This window comes from Williamsia sp. Y853, from assembly GCF_056786495.1.
In genome coordinates this window covers 619,417-635,784 of sequence record NZ_JBXCJC010000002.1, presented here as the reverse complement: position 1 = coordinate 635,784, position 16,368 = coordinate 619,417, and the positions used below count along the sequence as shown (strand labels likewise).

Here is a 16,368-nt window from a genome sequence, read left to right as displayed (position 1 = left end):
GGGGGTCCTGTTCAGAGTTCGGGCCGGGCTGAGCCGGTGGGTGTGGACCCGGTCGCCCGGAGCATGTTCCCGGTGCTGGCCTCGCCGCCTCGGCGATGTTCGTTCATCAGCTCGATGAGTCGCTTGTTGTCGTGCTTTGCCAGCGCCTCGATCATCTCGTCGTGCTCGGCCACCACGCGACGCCGAACCTCGGGATCGTAAAGGTAGGCAGCGTGATACGGCATGGCCATCGTCCACAGTCTGCGCAACTCGGCGATGACGAGATTGAGCGGTGACTGCTCGAAAATTGTGAAATGAAATGCCTGATTCTGTAGGCGCATATCCAAGATGTCGCCTCGATCGGCGGCCTCGGTGACCTTGTCGCCTTGCGTACGGATATGGGTGAGCGTGGCGTCGTCGAGTTGTCCGATGGTCGCGATGACCTCGCGTTCGAGAGCCGCTCGCATGAGGTAGATCTGATCAAAATCGGTCTGCTGCAGCCTCGCGACCGTATATCCGACGTTATGGACATGCTGCACAAGGCCTTCTGCGCTGAGTTGACGCAGTGCTTCGCGAATCGGGAGGCGGCTGACACCGAGGCGCTCGGCCATCTCCTCCTGACGGATCGGTTGGCCGGGCAGCAATTCGCCGGTGACGATCAACTTCTCGAGGGCGTCGACCACACGCTGTGCGGCCCGAGTGACTTCTTTTCGCTCAGGCATGACGGGTTGGCGGTGTCAATCGATACAACAGAACGTCTCCGGTCGGTGAGGGTTGTGCGCGATCATCCGAAGATACCCGCCGATCGGAGCTCGGCGAGATGGTCCGGGGTGTAACCCATCGCGGTGAGGATGTCATCGGTGTCTGCGCCGAGAGGTCTCGCCGGCCGAGGAGAACGATGTGGTGACCTGCTCAGCGAGATCGGAACGCCCACGCCCCGGAATTCCTCGGTGTCGACGAACAGGCCTCGATGCGTCACCTGAGGTGACCGTAGTGCCTCGTCGACGGTGTTGACGGGGCTGGCCGCGACCCCCGCAACCTCCAATCGGGACGCCAGCTCGCTACGGTCGTGGCGGGCGATTCGCGCAGCCAACAGCTCCACGAGGGCCTCCCGGTTGGCGTGCCGTTGGCCGTTGTTCCGGAATCGGGGATCGGTTGCCAGTTCGGGGATTCCGAGCACCTCGGTCAAGGCTTGGAACTGGCGGTTGTTGGCCGCGCTCACGAAGAAATCCCCGTCCTTTGCGCGAAAGACCTGGTAGGGCACCACAGTGGGATGGAAGTCCCCGGTGCGCTGCGGGATTTTTCCGCTCTCGGCCCAGTTCGCTGCATGTGGATGCAAAAGTGAGATGACCGAGTCGAGCAATGTCATATCGACGAGTTGACCGAGCCCGCTGCGCTGACGTTCGAGCATTGCGAGCAGAATTCCGCTCACCGCCAAGTTTGCGGCGACAATATCGACGATCGGTACTCCGACTCGGAGCGGACCACTGTCGGCGTAACCGTTGACACTCATCAGGCCACCGAACGACTGGAGTACGGCGTCATATCCGGGTAGCCCACCCATCGGTCCGTCGACGCCGAAACCGGTGATCCGACAGTAGATCAGCGCCGGGTTCGCCTGGGCGAGCACAGTTTCGTAGTCGAATCCCCACCGGGCCATGGTGCCGGCCTTGAAGTTTTCCACGATGACATCGGCGCCGGCGAGCAGATGGCCGAGCAGTTCGCGACCCTCGTCGGTGCTCAGGTCGACGCAGATGTTCTCCTTGCTGTGGTTGAGGCTTGCGTAGTAGGCGCTGCTGGTGTTCGACTCCACGAAAGGTGGCCCCCATCCGCGTGTCTCGTCACCGGTCGGCGCTTCGACTTTGATCACCTCGGCGCCGTGGTCGGCAAGCGTTTGCGCGGTGTAGGGGCCGGCCAGGACCCGGCTCAGGTCCAATACGCGGACGCCACTGAGGACACCGTTGTCCTCATGCGAATCTGCGGTCCGCCAGGCGGATCTGCCGCAGACCGCGGGGCATTCGACAGCAGTCTCGGTGTTGCCTGACATCTTCGTGGTGGCCTTCACTGCGGCTTCTCCTCTGTGGTCGATTCCAGGCCAACCACCGCATCCCACAGGTCGACCTGATTGTCGAGAACCTGTGCTGCAATGTATTCCGCCCATCGGCGTTCAGAACCATGTCGATCACGCCACGTCCACAGGGACGTCGTGAACCTACCCAGGCGATGCTCGGAGGTGAATCCGATCGCGCCATGGATCTGGTGGCCGGCCGCGGCAACCTCGCGGGCTGACGATGATGTGACGAGCTTGGCGACGGCGATCGCCATCGAGGCGTTGCCGGATCCCTTTGTCTCGACCGCTGACGCGGTTGCGGTGTCGACGAAGGCGGTGAGAGCGGCCAAGCCTGCCAGTCGCTGTTGGATGGCTTGGAACTTGGCCAATGGTCGTCCGAACTGTGTGCGTTCGGTTGCGTAGCGGCATGTTTCGTCGCGGATTGCACGCGTCACCGCACCCAGCGCGACAGCATAGGCGAGCGCAGCTCGCTGATCGAACTCCGCACGATCGATCGGTGACGGCGCATGAAACAGCGTGGGGGTCGCGGCGAAGGTGACCGTACCCACCGAAGCTCCGAGCAGGTCCGTGCCGGGCGCCACGGTGAGGCGGTCATTCGACAGATCAATGACGGCTACGGAGGGGCGGTCGCCTGCTCCCTTGCCGGTGAGGAGCAGGACGAGGGTGTCGGCCGCCCCGACGTGGACGACGTCGGTGACGACACCATCGAGTACAACTCCGGTATCGGACTCGCTGGCGAGACAACGATCGCCTGCCACCGCCACAGTCGCGGTACCCGCCGTGAGTTGGTGACCGGCTGTAGCTGCCAACCAGGACGCAAGGATGGTGTGCTCCAGATATGGTGTCAGCGCACCCTTTTCGGTTATCGTCGAGAGCACTGCCAGGGCGTCGGCCAGATCACCGCCGCTCCCGCCGGACTCTTCGGGTATGCCGATACCGGTGAAACCCGCATCGGTCAGTGCTGCCCAGAGCGCGATGTCCACCCGTCCGGGTGAACGGGTGTCACTACCGAGACGATCCACCATTGCGTTTGCCGCAGAGACCAATTCGGCCGTCAACTCGGTCATCGGACCCCCAGTCCTCGGGCGACGATACCCCGCAGGATCTCGTTGGTGCCTCCACGTAAGGTGAAAGCTGGTGTGTGCAGGACGCTGGTCGCCAGAAGATGGGCGAATGGGGTGCCGCCCTCACGCATGGCGGTTGGCGCACCCGATGACCGGATGGCCTCGACGAGGTCGCCTTCGAAGGTGGAGCCGAGATCCTTGACCATCGCGGCCAGCATGTCGGGCTTGCCGCCGGCAGCCAACTCGGCGGCCACCGCCAGGGACATGCGGCGCAGCGCCCAAGCACGCGCGGTCAGAGTGCCCAGTGTCACCCGTTGTTCGTCTGTCGCGCCGTCTCGACGCAGGAGTTCTGACCACGACCGCAGGAGCGGCATCGTGGACAGGTAGCGTTCGGGACCCGAACGCTCAAAAGCGAGTTCGCTCATCACCTGCTGCCACCCGCCGCCGCGCCTGCCGAGTAGCGCATCGGATCCAACTTGGGCATCGTGAAAGATGACCTCGTTGAAATGTGCAGCGCCATCGATACTTTGGAGTGGACGGATCTCGATGTCCGGGTTTGGTAGGTCGACGACGAATTGAGATAGCCCTTCGTGGCGGTCTCCTGCTTCTCCATCACTACGCGCCAGCAGCACCATTGCGTGGGCGAGGTGGGCACCTGTGGTCCAGACCTTGGTCCCGCTGATCGACCATGAACCGTCCGCATGACCCGTCGCCCGTGTCCGGACGGCTGCCAGATCTGATCCCGCGTCAGGTTCGCTCATACCGATGGCAAAGAAGAGCTGCCCCTGCGCGATACCGGGTAGGTAACGCTCTTTTTGCGTCGCGGAGCCGTTTGCCAGAATCCCCGGAGCCATCTGGCGATCGGCGATCCAGTGCGCGGCAACGGGGGCCCCGTGGGCCAGCAGCTCTTCGGTCACTACGAATCGTTCGAGCGCACTGCGACCGTGGCCTCCGTGGACGGCCGGGATGGTCATGCCGAGCCAGCCGTGTTGCCCTAAGCGCTTACTGAAGGCAGCGTCGAATCCGGTCATCCAACTGTCCGTGGTGGGAGTGAACGTTCCAGAGTCGAGTTCTGCTCGGAGGAATGCCCGGACGTCGCGCCGTAGATTTTCGAGCTCCGCATCGGTGATGGTGGCCGTCGACGTTGTTGGTGTCGTGGTCATGACTGCCGGGGTCCTCGTGAAGACCAATTGCTCTGACCCTTGCGGGACATCGACCACATCTGGACGCCACGCTCGATCTCGAGTGCCGACGACCAGCTGACTCCGGGTGGGCCGAGTTCCAGTCGGGCACTGGTCATCACGCGTCGGGTCAATTCAGGATCCGCAGCCGCCGGGCCGGTCAGTTCACCGATGTAGGAGTCGATCTCATCCTCTGGAACAGCCGCGTGCGCCAACCCGCGTTGCACGGCCTGTTCGCCGGTGAGGGAGTGCCCGCAGGCGGCCATCGCGACGGTCTCGGACCAACCGACCGCACGCCCGAGCAACGCGAGGTGACCGCCTCCAGGGTGGATGCTGCGCGCCAGGAAACCACTTTCGAGAACGGCATCAGGAGTGATCACCATCAGGTCGGCGGCCATGGCCAGGTTCAAGCCGGCTCCGACGGCGCCTCCTGTCACCCGGGCAATTGTCGGTACCGGCAGGTTGCCGACCCGCACGAACGCGCCGTAGACGGCAGACGTGCGCGCGACCGCGTCCGGTGATGCGGGGTCCGATGAGGAGGCCGCGAGATCACGGGTATCGGCGCCACTGCAGAAGTATTCTCCGGCAGCGCTCACCACCACCGCACCTATGTCCGTGTCGCGTTCCACCTGATCGCAGAATTCGCCTATCAGCGCGGCCATCTCGAGCGTGATCGCATTCTTGCGGCGCGGATTGTTCAGGGTGAGGTGAGCGACACCGGCGGAGACCGCGGTGAGAATCGGAGCCGCGACCACCGCGGGTTTCTCGGTTGTCATGTCGGCCACGCTAACAGATTGGATACAAAATAGAATCCAATATTGATTGACAATTATGCGCCGCTCCAGTGAACTGGAGCACATTCGTTCGTGACGACGAGCCGCTCGCGGCCGCGACAAGGAGTGCATGTGTTCAGCTTGGAAGGTCAGATTGCGTTGGTGTCTGGTGCGGGGCAAAGTGTTGGCGAGGGAATCGCGAAAGTACTTGCGCGCCAAGGAGCCACGGTCATCGTCAATGACTTGTATGCGGATCGGGCGGAGAAGGTGGTGGCGGAGATCATTGCAGAGGGTAACGCTGCGATCGCCGCCCCGTTCGACGTGACCGACCTGGACGCGGTCACCGAGTCGGTCCGCGGCGCCGAGAAAGCGCTGGGTGGCCACGTCGGCATCCTGGTGAACAACGCCGGCGTCGCAGAGGGGCGTAACCACAGTCCTTTTCGGGAGCTCTCACCGGAACAGTGGGCACCTTCGATCGATCTCAACATCTACGGTGCGATGAACTGCATCAAGAGCGTCATCGATGGGATGTGCGATGCGGGATGGGGCCGTATCGTGCAGATCTCTTCGGGCTCCGCCCGCACCGGGCAGAACATCAATGTGTCGATGTATGCCACCGGTAAGAGTGGGATCGAGGGGTTCATCCGGCACCTCGCCGCCGAAGCCGGGCAGTTCGGGGTCACCGCGAACATCGTGGCACTCGGCCATCAGAAGAATCTGGAGGAGAAGATGTCCGCGGAGGCGATCGAGAACATCCTTGCCACCATCCCGATCGGACGTCTGGGAGACTCGATCGAAGTAGGGGCTTTCTGCGCGTATCTGTCGTCCAATGAGGCGGGCGGCCTGACCGGCCAGACGCTGGACTTCAACGGAGGGTCACAAACCCGATGATCACGAACGTTGATCTTGTTCCGAATATATTGTCACTCACCGCTATCCGGGTTTCTGACCTGGCGAGCTCGCTGGATTTCTACACGGCTGGGTGCGGCTTCGTACGCGGAGCAGAGTTCGGCACCCCGGAGTATGAGGTCGTGGTCGTCCGGGCTGGAGCAGCCGGGATGGAACTGATGGCGGCCCGAGAAGGACAACCGATCGCCGAGGCCGATCACGGCAACATGTTCGTCAAAGTGGTCGTCAACACTGCAGACACGGCGGCGCAGGTTGCGCACGCCTTGGCGCACGGCGGCACCGTGGAAGTGCCTGTCACAGTGTTGGAAGAATACGGGGGAATGGTGATCGCGATGGTCCGTGACCCGGACGGATACCTGGTCGAGTTCACTCAGAAACCACGAGCCGACCAGGACCACTGAGTGGGAACCTCCACGTCGCAATCATGCTGCCGCGCTTAAGGTCACGCAGATCTCAACGAAGCGCAGCGATAGGGAGTATTTGACGATGGACTGGGACAAGTCGTACGACGTGGTGGTGGTGGGTTCGGGCGGAGCTGCCCTGGCAGGCGCTCTGGCGGCGGTTGCTCGTGGACTTTCGACCTGCGTGATCGAGAAAACCCACCTCTTCGGTGGGACCTCGGCATATTCCGGGGGAAGCGTTTGGCTGCCCGGGAATCACGTCCTGGCCCGCGATGGTGTCGATGATTCGATCGAGAAGGGACTGACCTACTTCAGCTCAGTGGTCGGTGACCACACTGCACCAGAGGTACAACGCGCATTCGTGGAGACCGGTCCGCAGGTCGTCGAGTTCCTCGAGAGCTCGGTCGGAATCCCCATGGAACACCGGCCTTTTCCCGATTACTTCGATGCTCCCGGGCGCAGCATGAACGGGCGCAGCATTTTTGCGAAGTCGATCCCGGCACTGGAATTGGGCGACCGATTGGCAGACATTCGTCCGACGGTGGCGCAAGACCAGTTCGGTGACGAGGTCGACCGATCGGTGCTGGACGGGGGCCAGGCCTGGATCGCTCGTATGGTGCAGGCCTTGGACAACTCGGATAACGCCGATCTGCGGCTCGAGACCGCCGCGCAGCACCTCGTGCAGGATGACGCGAAGCGAGTGATCGGAGTGCAGGTACAGACAAGCGACGGCCCGAAGCAGTTCCGTGCGCGGGCGGGTGTCCTCCTCGCAGCGGGCGGCTTTGAACGCTCCGCGACGTTGCGCGCAACGTACCAGCAGATGCCAACGGCCGATTGGACGTCCTCGCACCCTGCGACCGGTGGCGGTGACGCCCTCGGGATGATCCAGGAAGTCGGTGCGGCCACGGCCTTCCTCGACCAGTCCTGGTGGTGTCCGGCGACATTGTTCCCGAACGGCCATGCCGCGTTCACGCTGGGTCTGCGCGCGGGAATCATCGTCGACGCGACGGGTGAGCGGTTCGCAAACGAGCTGCTCCCGTATGACCAGATGGGCCGGGCGATGCGTAGCCGGATGGCACAGGGTGATGGCGATGCATTTTGGCTCGTCTTCGATGACCGGTTCGGTGATGACCTGCCCGCCCTCTGCATGCCGATGCCCGAGCGGGAGGCGTTCGAGGAGGCCGGACTTTGGCACACGGCCGCAACCGTCGGTGCTCTCGCCGAGAAGCTGGGTCTCGACCCGGCCACGCTGGTCACGGCGGTCGATCGTTTCAACAGTCAGGCCCGCGCCGGGCGCGACGAGGACTTCCGGCGCGGCGAGGACCCATTCGGTCAGTTCTTTGTGGGCGCCAACTCGGCTGGTCCCTGTCTGCAGCCGTTGGACGGCTCGCGCTTCCACGCGGTGCGCCTGGTGCTCGGCGATCTCGGCACCAAAGGCGGCGCAGTCATCAACAGTGACGGTGCAGTGATGCGGGAGGACGGTTCGACCGTTGCAGGGCTGTTCGCCGCGGGGAACTCGTCGGCGTCCATCTCGGGTGCGGCATATCCTGCCCCGGGGGTACCGCTCGGCACGGGCATGGTCATGGCATACCGCGCCGTTGCGGTGATGGCCGGCGCAGTCAACGCCGCTTCCGCGACGTCAGAGTAGTGCAGGCCCGGACCGCGGTGGTGCCGTAGGGCCAGCCGCGTCCGGGAACCGCGCAGACGGGACAGAAGTCTCGACTCAGTGCGTGGCGAGGTCCGCCGCCACACAACTGTCCCAGATCTCGCGTGCGGCGATACGAAGCGGCCCAACCAGTTTGCGGTAATCCAACGACATCGCCGGGCCGCAGACCGAGAGCCCACCGAGGTTGCCATAGATGTGGTCTGGCGGTCCGATGGAGACGCCCACGCACCCGATGCCCGGGAATGCTTCACCGCGATCGAAGGCGGCACCGCGATCACGGATCAGACCGAGTTCGTCGTCGAGTTGCCGACGCGAGGTGATGCTCTGGCTGGTCCGACCGATCGGGCTACCGTCCTCGTTGAGGCGTAGATCGCTCCACAATGCGGTTCGCTGGGCTCCTTCGGCGTGCGCGAGCATCACTTTGCCCGCGGCTGTGAGGTGTATCGGTATACGCTGCCCAACCGCCGAAGGTGTTGCGCCCGAGGCGCGGCCGTTGACCTTGGCGAGATAGATGGTCTCTCCGCCGACCGGGCCCGCGAGCTGGATGGTGAACCCGGTGCGCTGAGCAAAGGTGTGCATCAGGGGCCGGGCACGCTGCAGAAGCCGGTTCTGGTTGAGCGCAGCCTGACCCATTTCGTAGGCCTTGGCGCCGAACTCGTATGTCTGCTCCGGCGTACGCGCCAACCAGCTCTCGGCGGTCAGTTGTTCGAGCAAACGGTGCACGGACGAGCGGGGGAGCCCGGTCCGTGCTGTGACCTGAGCCAGTGTCAGTGGACCGGCTCCGTTGAACGTTTCCAACACCAAAGAGATTCGTCCGACAACCGACACTGGACCGCTGCCGGTGCGTATTCTGCTCACTCGATCTCCTGACCTGCTGAATCATCTGTGATGGGGATCACGGTACCGTGTCCGCCGCGTAGCTGAACCCGCATTGGTGGACGGAACGTGTCAGGCCTGACGTCCGGGCGGCGCCGCGCTGGTGGCCGTACTGTTCGCTGCTTGCCGATCGTGGCACACCCGCGCGATGATTGAGTACGGAGATCCCGAAAAATTCTGCTGCTGAACATGTTCGGTGACGCAGCGTAGGAATCCCGCCCGATCCCTGAAACGTCGGGCCGGCTCGCAGCACATGGCATCCCATTCTTCGGGAGACGTGCATCACAGGCCCTCAGTTGCTTGGGAAGCTGATCACACCAGGACGCAGAAAGTCATCCCGATCTGCGCCGGCACCGCCGGCACGTAATCAATGCCCGACTCAGGAGGTACCTGTGAGTTCCAGCCCCGACATTGCCGAGGAGATACGCGTCATCGACAAAGGTGCCCCACCCGCGCGGTTTGCCCGCGGATGGCACTGCCTGGGCCTCGTCCGAGATTTCAATGATGGGAAGCCGCATAAGGTCGCTGCCTTCGGAACGGATCTCGTGGTGTTTGCCGGCGAGGACGGAAAACTCAACGTGCTCAACGCGTACTGCCCCCATATGGGTGGCAACCTGGCCGAGGGAATCGTGAAGGGGAACACCATCGCCTGTCCATTCCATGACTGGCGATGGCAGGGCAACGGAAAGTGCGCGGCAATCCCGTATGCGCGTCGCGTACCCCCGCTTGCCCGCACAAAGACCTGGCCGACCATGCAGGCCAGCGGGCAGTTGTTCGTGTGGAACGATCCGCAGGGCGGCAAACCGCCGGAGGAACTGGCCATCCCCGAGATCGCGGTGTATGGCGAGCCCGGTTGGACGGATTGGGTGTGGAACTCGGTTGATGTCGAGGGTTCGCATTGCCGGGAAATCGTCGACAATGTGGTTGACATGGCACATTTCTTCTACGTGCACTATGGCATTCCGACCCACTTCCAGAACGTCTTCGAAGGGCACACGGCGACACAGTTCATGCGGTCGATGCCTCGGGCCGATGCCGTCGGAGTGAGTGATTCAACCAACTATGGTTCCGAGAATCGTTCGGATGCAACATATTTCGGACCCTCCTACATGATAGATCAGCTTTGGGGTGCTGATGGGGATCTCACGGGCGAACCCGGCATGTACCTGATCAATTGCCACTACCCGATCACCCCCACATCGTTCCGCTTGCAGTACGGGGTGATTGTGAAGAAGGCGGAGGGGATGGCTGATGAGGCTGCCAACGACATTGCCAACGCCGTTGCCAACGGGATCGCGATCGGATTCGAACAGGATGTCAAGATCTGGAAGTCCAAGTCCCGCATAGATAACCCTCTGTTGTCGGAGGAGGACGGGCCCGTCTACCAGCTCCGCCGTTGGTACGAACAGTTTTACGTCGACGTCGAGGACGTCACACCAGAGATGGTGAATCGCTTCGAGTTCGAGATCGACACCGAGCGTGCCGTGAACAGTTGGCAGGCCGAGGTGGAAGAGAATCTCGCCGCCGGCCGCACGGCCTTCGGTGAGAGTGTGTCCAGCCAGTCCGAACCTGCGGCCAATACCAACGCCTGACAACATACCGGCCGCCCGGTCGGCGGTTCCATCCATCTTGATTCAGGAGTCATCATGACCCACGAAGTGCTCGACAACATCGAAGCGATCGCCGACGAATTGCGTGCGGGCGGAGCCGAAGCGGAGTCCCTTGGCCGGTTGCCCGACGATATGGCGAAGAGCCTGCGCCATGCAGGGATCATCCGCATGTTGCAACGCAAGAAGTACGACGGATTCGAGGCGCATCCGCGGGAGTTCGCCGAGGCGGTGATGCGGACGGCGAGCCTGTACGGCTCGGCCGGTTGGGTCGGTGGAATCGTCGGTGTTCATCCGTGGCAGCTCGCGTTTGCGGATCCGAAGGTGCAAGACGAGGTGCTCGGCGACAACAGTGACACCTGGCAGGCATCGCCGTACATGCCCGGAGGCGTCGCAGTACCTGCTGATGGAGGTTATGTGCTGAACGGCCGCTGGCAGTTCTCTTCGGGCACCGACCACTGCGACTGGATCTTTCTCGGCGCCATGGTGGGCGATGCGAAGGGTGCTCCGATCATGCCCCCGCAGGGTCTGCACGTCATCCTGCCTCGCACCGATTACGAGATCGTGGCCGACTCATGGGATGTCGTCGGACTGCGTGGGACCGGCAGCAAGGACGTGATCGTGAAAGACGCATTCATTCCGAGCTACCGGGTGATGGACGCAGGGAAGGTGATCGACGGAACGGCGGCCAAGGAGTACGGAGCCACCGAGACCCTGTACCGGATGCCGTGGTCAACGATGTTTCCACTGGGGATCACGTCAGCCACCATCGGTATCTGCGAAGGGGTGTTGGCTGCCGGAATCGTGTACCAGCGCAACCGTGTCGGTGCGGCCGGCAACGTGATCAAAGACGATCCCTACGTGTTGCATTCGCTCGGTGAGGCAGCTGCGGAGATCGATGCCGCACGGCAACAGGTGCTGGCGAACGTCGACCGGGTCTGGGACCTGGTCGATGCGGGCAAGGAAATCGACTTCCCGATGCGCGCCGAGATCAGGCGTAATCAGGTTCGTGCGGCGTGGCGTGCTGTCCGTGCGGCGGACGAGATCTTCGACCATGCCGGCGGGAACTCGCTTCGAATGGACAATCCGCTGCAGCGGTTTTGGCGTGACGCCCATGCCGGCCTGCATCACGCGATCCATGTCAGCAGCACGCCCTATCATGCCGCTGCGATGGCCTCGCTGGATGTCGAAGTGCCTGCGGGTCCTCTTCGGGTGATGATCTGAATCCCAATTCGGCCGGCCGTTCACCACACTTTTTCTTGAAAGGAGTCTCCGATGACTGAGATCAGAGGACTCGGTTATGTCCGGGTCCAGGCGACCGACATCGACCGTTGGCGCACTTTGGCTTTCGATGTTCTCGGCTTCGCGCCGGGTTCGGGTGTCGAAACCGACGCCCTGCACTTCCGGATGGACGAGCGGGCGTCCCGGCTCACGGTCGAACCAGGCGATGTCGACCGGGTCACGGCAGTGGGATGGGAGGTGCGTGACGGGCAGGCGTTGCGACGATTGGCAGCCACTTTGGACGAGGCCGGTGTCGAATACCATTTGATGCCACAAGACTTGGCTGATGCGCGCCGCGTAGAGGGTGGCCTGTGCCTGACAGATCCGGGTGGAACTCCCCTCGAGTTCTTCTACGGAGCGGTGCTCGACCACAGCCCAGTTGTGACGAAATATTCGCAGACGTTCATCACCGGTGCCCAGGGTCTCGGCCACGTGGTGATGCCGACGGCGAACTTCGACGAATCGTTCCGGTTCTATACAGAAACACTGGGGTTCTTGTCCCGCGGCGCGTTTCGAATGTCCCCGGTGGGAGTCAATCCTCCGATGCGCATCCGGTTCATGGGAGTCAATCAGCGGCACCACAGTCTCGCACTGATGCCGGCGATGGAAGGTCGAGACCCGGGAGTGATCCACGTGATGGTCGAGGTCGACTCGCTCGACGCGGTCGGCCGCGCCTATGACGAGGTGGTGAAGCATGATTTCCCGGTCTCGTCGACGCTCGGGCGGCACACCAACGACAAGATGATCTCCTTCTATGTCCGGGTGCCGGGCGGTTGGGATATCGAATACGGCACCGAGGGCATGTTGGTCGACGAGTCGTACTACACCGCTGAAGAAATCACCAAAGACAGCTATTGGGGTCACGAGTGGTTGTGGGCCAAAGAGATCGCCGCCGCGCAGAAGGCCGCGGGCATCGGAAACCCGGACGCTGAACCCGCAAGCGGCCACGTCGAGGCGCAGAGGGTTGACGTCAGCTCCTGAGCTGCCTCTGCAACGCGAATTACTTTGTCTACCTTCTGCACAAACGATCGAAGATCCCAACAAGGATGTGAGCGGTGTGATTACCCAGGACAGCGATTACGACGTTGTCATAGTCGGGGCCGGATTGTCCGGTTTGTACGCGGTCTACAAGCTACGTGAGCTCGGTATGCGGGTGCACGGCTTCGAATCGGCAGAGGGAGTGGGTGGTACCTGGTACCACAATCGTTACCCGGGTGCGCGCTGTGATGTCGAAAGCATCGACTACTCCTACTCGTTCGACGCCGAACTCCAACAAGAGTGGACGTGGACCGAACGGTTCGCGACACAACCGGAGATTCTGGCCTACCTCGAACATGTTGCCGACCGGCATTCTCTGCGCGGAGCATACGATTTTCTGACCCGCGTCATGTCGGCCGTCTACGACGAGGACAGGCGCTTCTGGATGGTCACCACGGATACGGGAACAACGGTGACCACCCGCTTCTGTATTTTTGCGACCGGAGTGTTGTCAGCGACAAATCTGCCCGACATACCGGGCCGCGATTCGTTCGGCGGCGAGTGCTATCACACAGGCGAGTGGCCGCATCACGAAGTCGATTTCCAAGGCAAACGAGTGGGCGTGATCGGCACGGGTTCTTCAGGCATCCAATCGATCCCGGTGATAGCCCAGGAAGCCGATGAGGTTGTGGTCTTCCAAAGAAGTCCGAACTACTCGATCCCGGCCGGTAATCGGCCGCTGACGCAGGAGTTGATCGACGAGATCAAGGCCACCTACCCCGAGCGTCGGCGATTGTCCCGATCGAGCGGTGGCGGAACACCATTCGACGCCAATCCGCGAGGGGCGCTCGAGGTCGACGAGGCCGAACGCACGAGGATCTACGACGAGTGGTGGCAGCGCGGGGGATACTTGTTCGCCAAGGCGTTCCCGGACCAGACGGCGAATCTGGCAGCCAACGACACCGCACGTGAGTATGTCGAGGCGAAAATCCGTGACATGGTCGCTGATCCGGAGATCGCGGATCAGTTGATACCCGACGATCATCCGATCGGTACCAAGCGGATCGTCACCGACGACGGTTATTTCGAGACGTTCAACCGCGACAACGTGACACTCGTGAATCTGCGTCGGACGCCCATCGAGGAGATCAACGAGACCGGTGTTCGGACCTCCAGCTCGATGTACGACCTCGACATGCTCGTCTTCGCGACCGGTTTCGATGCGATGACCGGTGCGTTGGCGCGCATCGATATTCGTGGTCGTGGCGGCAAGACCCTGCAAGAGGACTGGTCGGCCGGTCCGCGCACGTATCTAGGCCTGACCGCCGCCGGCTTTCCGAACATGTTCATTCTCACCGGCCCAGGCAGCCCCAGTGTGTTGGCCAACATGGTGCTGGGTGCGGAGCAGCACGTCGACTGGGTGGCAGGATGCCTGAAGCATCTTGCAGAACACGAGCTCACCACCATCGAGGCGTCCGAACAGGCGGTTGACGGATGGGTTGCTGAATGCAACGCGAAGGCTGCGGGAACCTTGTTCCCGCAAGCGAATTCGTGGTACATGGGCGCGAATATTGCCGGCAAGCCGAGAGTGTTCATGCCGTATATCGGTGGCTTCGGAAACTACGGCTCTATTTGCGACGAGGTCGCTGGCGCCGGCTACAAGGGATTCGTGCTCACCGGCGCCGCAGACGAGGCGACGCGTTGAGCGCGGCGAAACGCAGACCGGACCTCCATCCGGAAGTCGAAGCGATGCTCGCCGCGTTGGAGTCCGGGTTTCCTGACGTCACTGCATATTCTCCCGTGGAGGTACGCAAGATCATCGTGTCCCGACGGGCACCGCTGACACGCCAACCCGATATGAAATCGGTGCGCGAACTCGAGATCGCCGGGCCAGGCGGCGCACTTGAGCTCCGTGCCTATATTCCACATTCTGGCGACGAGATCGCCCAACCGGTCATCGTGTTCGCTCATGGGGGTGGGTTCGTCTTCTGCGACCTGGACAGCCATGACGAGTTGTGCCGATCCATGGCCGAGGCCGTGGGAGCGATCGTGGTGGCGGTCGACTACCGGCTGGCACCTGAGCATCCCGGGCCTGCGGCGATGGAAGACGTGTACGCCGCGGTGCAATGGGCCGCGGCGAATGCCGCGGATCTCGGGGGCGATCCGAACCGGCTCTTCGTTGTAGGGGACAGCGCCGGAGGCAACCTGGCTGCGACGGTGTGCCTGGCGACCCGCGATCGCGGCGGCGCACCGATCGCCGGTCAGGTGCTCATCTATCCGGTCATCGACGACGACTTCACCACCGAGTCGTACGCGAAGTACGGGGAGGGCTACTACAACACCACCAGCGCCATGCAGTGGTACTGGCAGCAATATGCTCCGCACGGCTCGCACAGTCCGTACGTGGTCCCGACACGGGCGTCGTCACTGGCGGGATTGCCGCCGGCGATCGTCGCCACAGCCGAACTGGACCCGCCCTGCACGTCGGGAGAGAACTATGCGCGACGCCTTTCCGGTGACGGGGTCCCGGTCGTGGCGCACCGATTCGATGGACTGTTCCACGGCTTCCTCACATTCCCGAGCCTCTCGCTGACCGCTGCGGCGCGCGTTGAACTGTGGAACATGATGACGACGTTGCTGGGGACTCCGCGACGTTCCGGTCAGAGGGATTCATGACACAAAAACTCACGGGCCGAACAGCTTTGGTGACCGGTAGCAGTCGCGGTATTGGCCGCGGAATCGCCACCCGTCTGGCGGCGGAGGGTGCGACGGTGGTTGTGACGGCCCGATCGTCGGCGCCCACCGAGTCCGTGCGCAACGGCGAGCGGCACATCCTTGGTGGTTCACTGGATGAGACCATCACGGCGATCGAAGATCTCGGGGGCACGGCCGTTGCGATTCCGGCAGATCTGGAAGACGGTGATCAGCGAGACCAACTCATCGAGTCTGTGGTTGACACCTTCGGCGCCATCGACATCCTGGTCAACAACGCCGGCTTCGCCGACTATTCGACCATCGACGAAATGTCCATGGACACCTTCGACCGCACCATCGAGCACTACCTGAAGGTACCTTTTCGTCTCAGCCAGATTGCCATCCCACATATGCGGAAGCAGGGCGGCGGCTGGATCGTCAACATCGGATCGTCCACCGGACTCAGTCCGATCAGGCCGTATCGCGAATACAACAAGACGTCCGGCGATGTTGTCTATGCGGCGGCAAAGGCCGCTCAGCACAGGCTTACACAGGGGCTCGCCGCAGAGTTGGTCGATGACGGAATCGCAGTGAACGCGGTAGGTCCATCGACCGCCATCATGACCCCGGGCGCGCAGACCTTGCTGCCGGAGGGTTATGAGACCGAGCCGGTCGAGTACTTGGCGCAGACGGTCCTGGAGATGTGCACCGTTCCGGCTGCCGAACGGACCGGACTGGTCGCGTTCAGTCTCCACTATCCGTGGGCGACCGACACCCCGGTGATGTCGCTCGACGGCCGGACCGAACTCCCGCGCAGAGAACCGCCTGCCTGGTCCAACCCGAACATCAAACCAACAGGACTGTAGCCGCTGATGTGCACCACGGCGC

The 16,368-nt window shown here is 62.6% G+C and carries 15 protein-coding genes; 9 read left to right on the top strand and 6 right to left on the bottom strand.

The annotated features are described in order from the left end of the window. Positions 1-11: 11 nt before the first annotated feature. The 5 genes from AC1TPF_RS14910 to AC1TPF_RS14890 form a co-directional block, all read right to left on the bottom strand. Positions 12-701: a GntR family transcriptional regulator gene (locus tag AC1TPF_RS14910; RefSeq protein ID WP_482144559.1), complete on the bottom strand. Its 690-nt coding sequence runs from the start codon at positions 699-701 to the stop codon at positions 12-14. Between the two features lie 62 nt (positions 702-763). Then, positions 764-2,026, bottom strand: coding sequence for a CaiB/BaiF CoA transferase family protein (locus tag AC1TPF_RS14905; protein ID WP_482144721.1), 1,263 nt, complete (start codon positions 2,024-2,026; stop codon positions 764-766). A 14-nt stretch (positions 2,027-2,040) separates the two neighbouring features. Then, complete coding sequence (locus tag AC1TPF_RS14900; RefSeq protein ID WP_482144558.1) at positions 2,041-3,117, bottom strand: acyl-CoA dehydrogenase family protein; 1,077 nt, start codon at positions 3,115-3,117, stop codon at positions 2,041-2,043. Continuing rightward, complete coding sequence (locus AC1TPF_RS14895) at positions 3,114-4,277, bottom strand: acyl-CoA dehydrogenase family protein (protein ID WP_482144557.1); 1,164 nt, start codon at positions 4,275-4,277, stop codon at positions 3,114-3,116. Before AC1TPF_RS14895 ends, AC1TPF_RS14900 begins: the two co-directional genes overlap by 4 nt. Next, a complete protein-coding gene (locus AC1TPF_RS14890) occupies positions 4,274-5,071 on the bottom strand; it encodes an enoyl-CoA hydratase-related protein (RefSeq protein WP_482144556.1) in 798 nt (265 codons plus the stop codon). The genes AC1TPF_RS14895 and AC1TPF_RS14890 overlap by 4 nt, the downstream gene beginning before the upstream one ends. Positions 5,072-5,200: 129 nt before the next feature. Here AC1TPF_RS14890 and AC1TPF_RS14885 point away from each other — a divergent pair, with 129 nt between their 5' ends. The 3 genes from AC1TPF_RS14885 to AC1TPF_RS14875 all read left to right on the top strand — a co-directional run bounded on the left by AC1TPF_RS14885 (position 5,201) and on the right by AC1TPF_RS14875 (position 8,026). Beyond that, positions 5,201-5,959, top strand: a complete 759-nt coding sequence (locus AC1TPF_RS14885) for an SDR family NAD(P)-dependent oxidoreductase (RefSeq protein ID WP_482137780.1) — start codon at positions 5,201-5,203, stop codon at positions 5,957-5,959. Positions 5,960-5,988: 29 nt separating this feature from the next. After that, the gene (locus AC1TPF_RS14880) at positions 5,989-6,378 is read left to right on the top strand and encodes a VOC family protein (protein ID WP_482144555.1); all 390 of its coding nucleotides are present in this window, start codon (positions 5,989-5,991) and stop codon (positions 6,376-6,378) included. Positions 6,379-6,463: 85 nt separating this feature from the next. Further along, entirely contained in the window at positions 6,464-8,026 is a 1,563-nt protein-coding gene (locus tag AC1TPF_RS14875; protein ID WP_482144554.1) for an FAD-dependent oxidoreductase, read from the top strand. Between the two features lie 75 nt (positions 8,027-8,101). Here the strand turns inward: AC1TPF_RS14875 and AC1TPF_RS14870 are convergent, their stop codons facing one another. Next, positions 8,102-8,893 (bottom strand): IclR family transcriptional regulator, encoded by a 792-nt coding sequence (locus AC1TPF_RS14870; RefSeq protein ID WP_482138739.1) that lies wholly within the window; start codon positions 8,891-8,893, stop codon positions 8,102-8,104. Between the two features lie 419 nt (positions 8,894-9,312). Here AC1TPF_RS14870 and AC1TPF_RS14865 point away from each other — a divergent pair, with 419 nt between their 5' ends. From AC1TPF_RS14865 to AC1TPF_RS14840, 6 genes are all read left to right on the top strand, one after another. Then, a complete protein-coding gene (locus AC1TPF_RS14865; RefSeq protein ID WP_482137786.1) occupies positions 9,313-10,512 on the top strand; it encodes a 3-ketosteroid-9-alpha-monooxygenase, oxygenase component in 1,200 nt (399 codons plus the stop codon). 54 nt (positions 10,513-10,566) lie between these two features. Beyond that, a complete protein-coding gene (locus tag AC1TPF_RS14860; protein WP_482137788.1) occupies positions 10,567-11,751 on the top strand; it encodes an acyl-CoA dehydrogenase family protein in 1,185 nt (394 codons plus the stop codon). 51 nt (positions 11,752-11,802) lie between these two features. Continuing rightward, positions 11,803-12,789, top strand: a complete 987-nt coding sequence (locus tag AC1TPF_RS14855; protein WP_482144553.1) for a VOC family protein — start codon at positions 11,803-11,805, stop codon at positions 12,787-12,789. A gap of 76 nt (positions 12,790-12,865) precedes the next feature. Continuing rightward, entirely contained in the window at positions 12,866-14,491 is a 1,626-nt protein-coding gene (locus AC1TPF_RS14850) for a flavin-containing monooxygenase (RefSeq protein ID WP_482144720.1), read from the top strand. A gap of 44 nt (positions 14,492-14,535) precedes the next feature. Then, positions 14,536-15,462 carry an alpha/beta hydrolase gene (locus AC1TPF_RS14845; protein ID WP_482144719.1) on the top strand — a complete coding sequence of 309 codons (927 nt, stop codon included), beginning with the start codon at positions 14,536-14,538 and terminating at the stop codon, positions 15,460-15,462. Next, complete coding sequence (locus AC1TPF_RS14840; protein ID WP_482144552.1) at positions 15,459-16,346, top strand: SDR family NAD(P)-dependent oxidoreductase; 888 nt, start codon at positions 15,459-15,461, stop codon at positions 16,344-16,346. Before AC1TPF_RS14845 ends, AC1TPF_RS14840 begins: the two co-directional genes overlap by 4 nt. Positions 16,347-16,368 lie beyond the last annotated feature (22 nt).

Bases quoted from the DNA above. Each gene is read 5' to 3' on its own strand.
- AC1TPF_RS14910 (WP_482144559.1), bottom strand. From the start codon at position 701: ATGCCTGAGCGAAAAGAAGTCACTCGGGCCGCACAGCGTGTGGTCGAC.
- AC1TPF_RS14905 (WP_482144721.1), bottom strand. From the start codon at position 2,026: ATGTCAGGCAACACCGAGACTGCTGTCGAATGCCCCGCGGTCTGCGGC.
- AC1TPF_RS14900 (WP_482144558.1), bottom strand. From the start codon at position 3,117: ATGACCGAGTTGACGGCCGAATTGGTCTCTGCGGCAAACGCAATGGTG.
- AC1TPF_RS14895 (WP_482144557.1), bottom strand. From the start codon at position 4,277: ATGACCACGACACCAACAACGTCGACGGCCACCATCACCGATGCGGAG.
- AC1TPF_RS14890 (WP_482144556.1), bottom strand. From the start codon at position 5,071: ATGACAACCGAGAAACCCGCGGTGGTCGCGGCTCCGATTCTCACCGCG.
- AC1TPF_RS14875 (WP_482144554.1), top strand. From the start codon at position 6,464: ATGGACTGGGACAAGTCGTACGACGTGGTGGTGGTGGGTTCGGGCGGA.
- AC1TPF_RS14860 (WP_482137788.1), top strand. From the start codon at position 10,567: ATGACCCACGAAGTGCTCGACAACATCGAAGCGATCGCCGACGAATTG.
- AC1TPF_RS14855 (WP_482144553.1), top strand. From the start codon at position 11,803: ATGACTGAGATCAGAGGACTCGGTTATGTCCGGGTCCAGGCGACCGAC.
- AC1TPF_RS14845 (WP_482144719.1), top strand. From the start codon at position 14,536: ATGCTCGCCGCGTTGGAGTCCGGGTTTCCTGACGTCACTGCATATTCT.
- AC1TPF_RS14840 (WP_482144552.1), top strand. From the start codon at position 15,459: ATGACACAAAAACTCACGGGCCGAACAGCTTTGGTGACCGGTAGCAGT.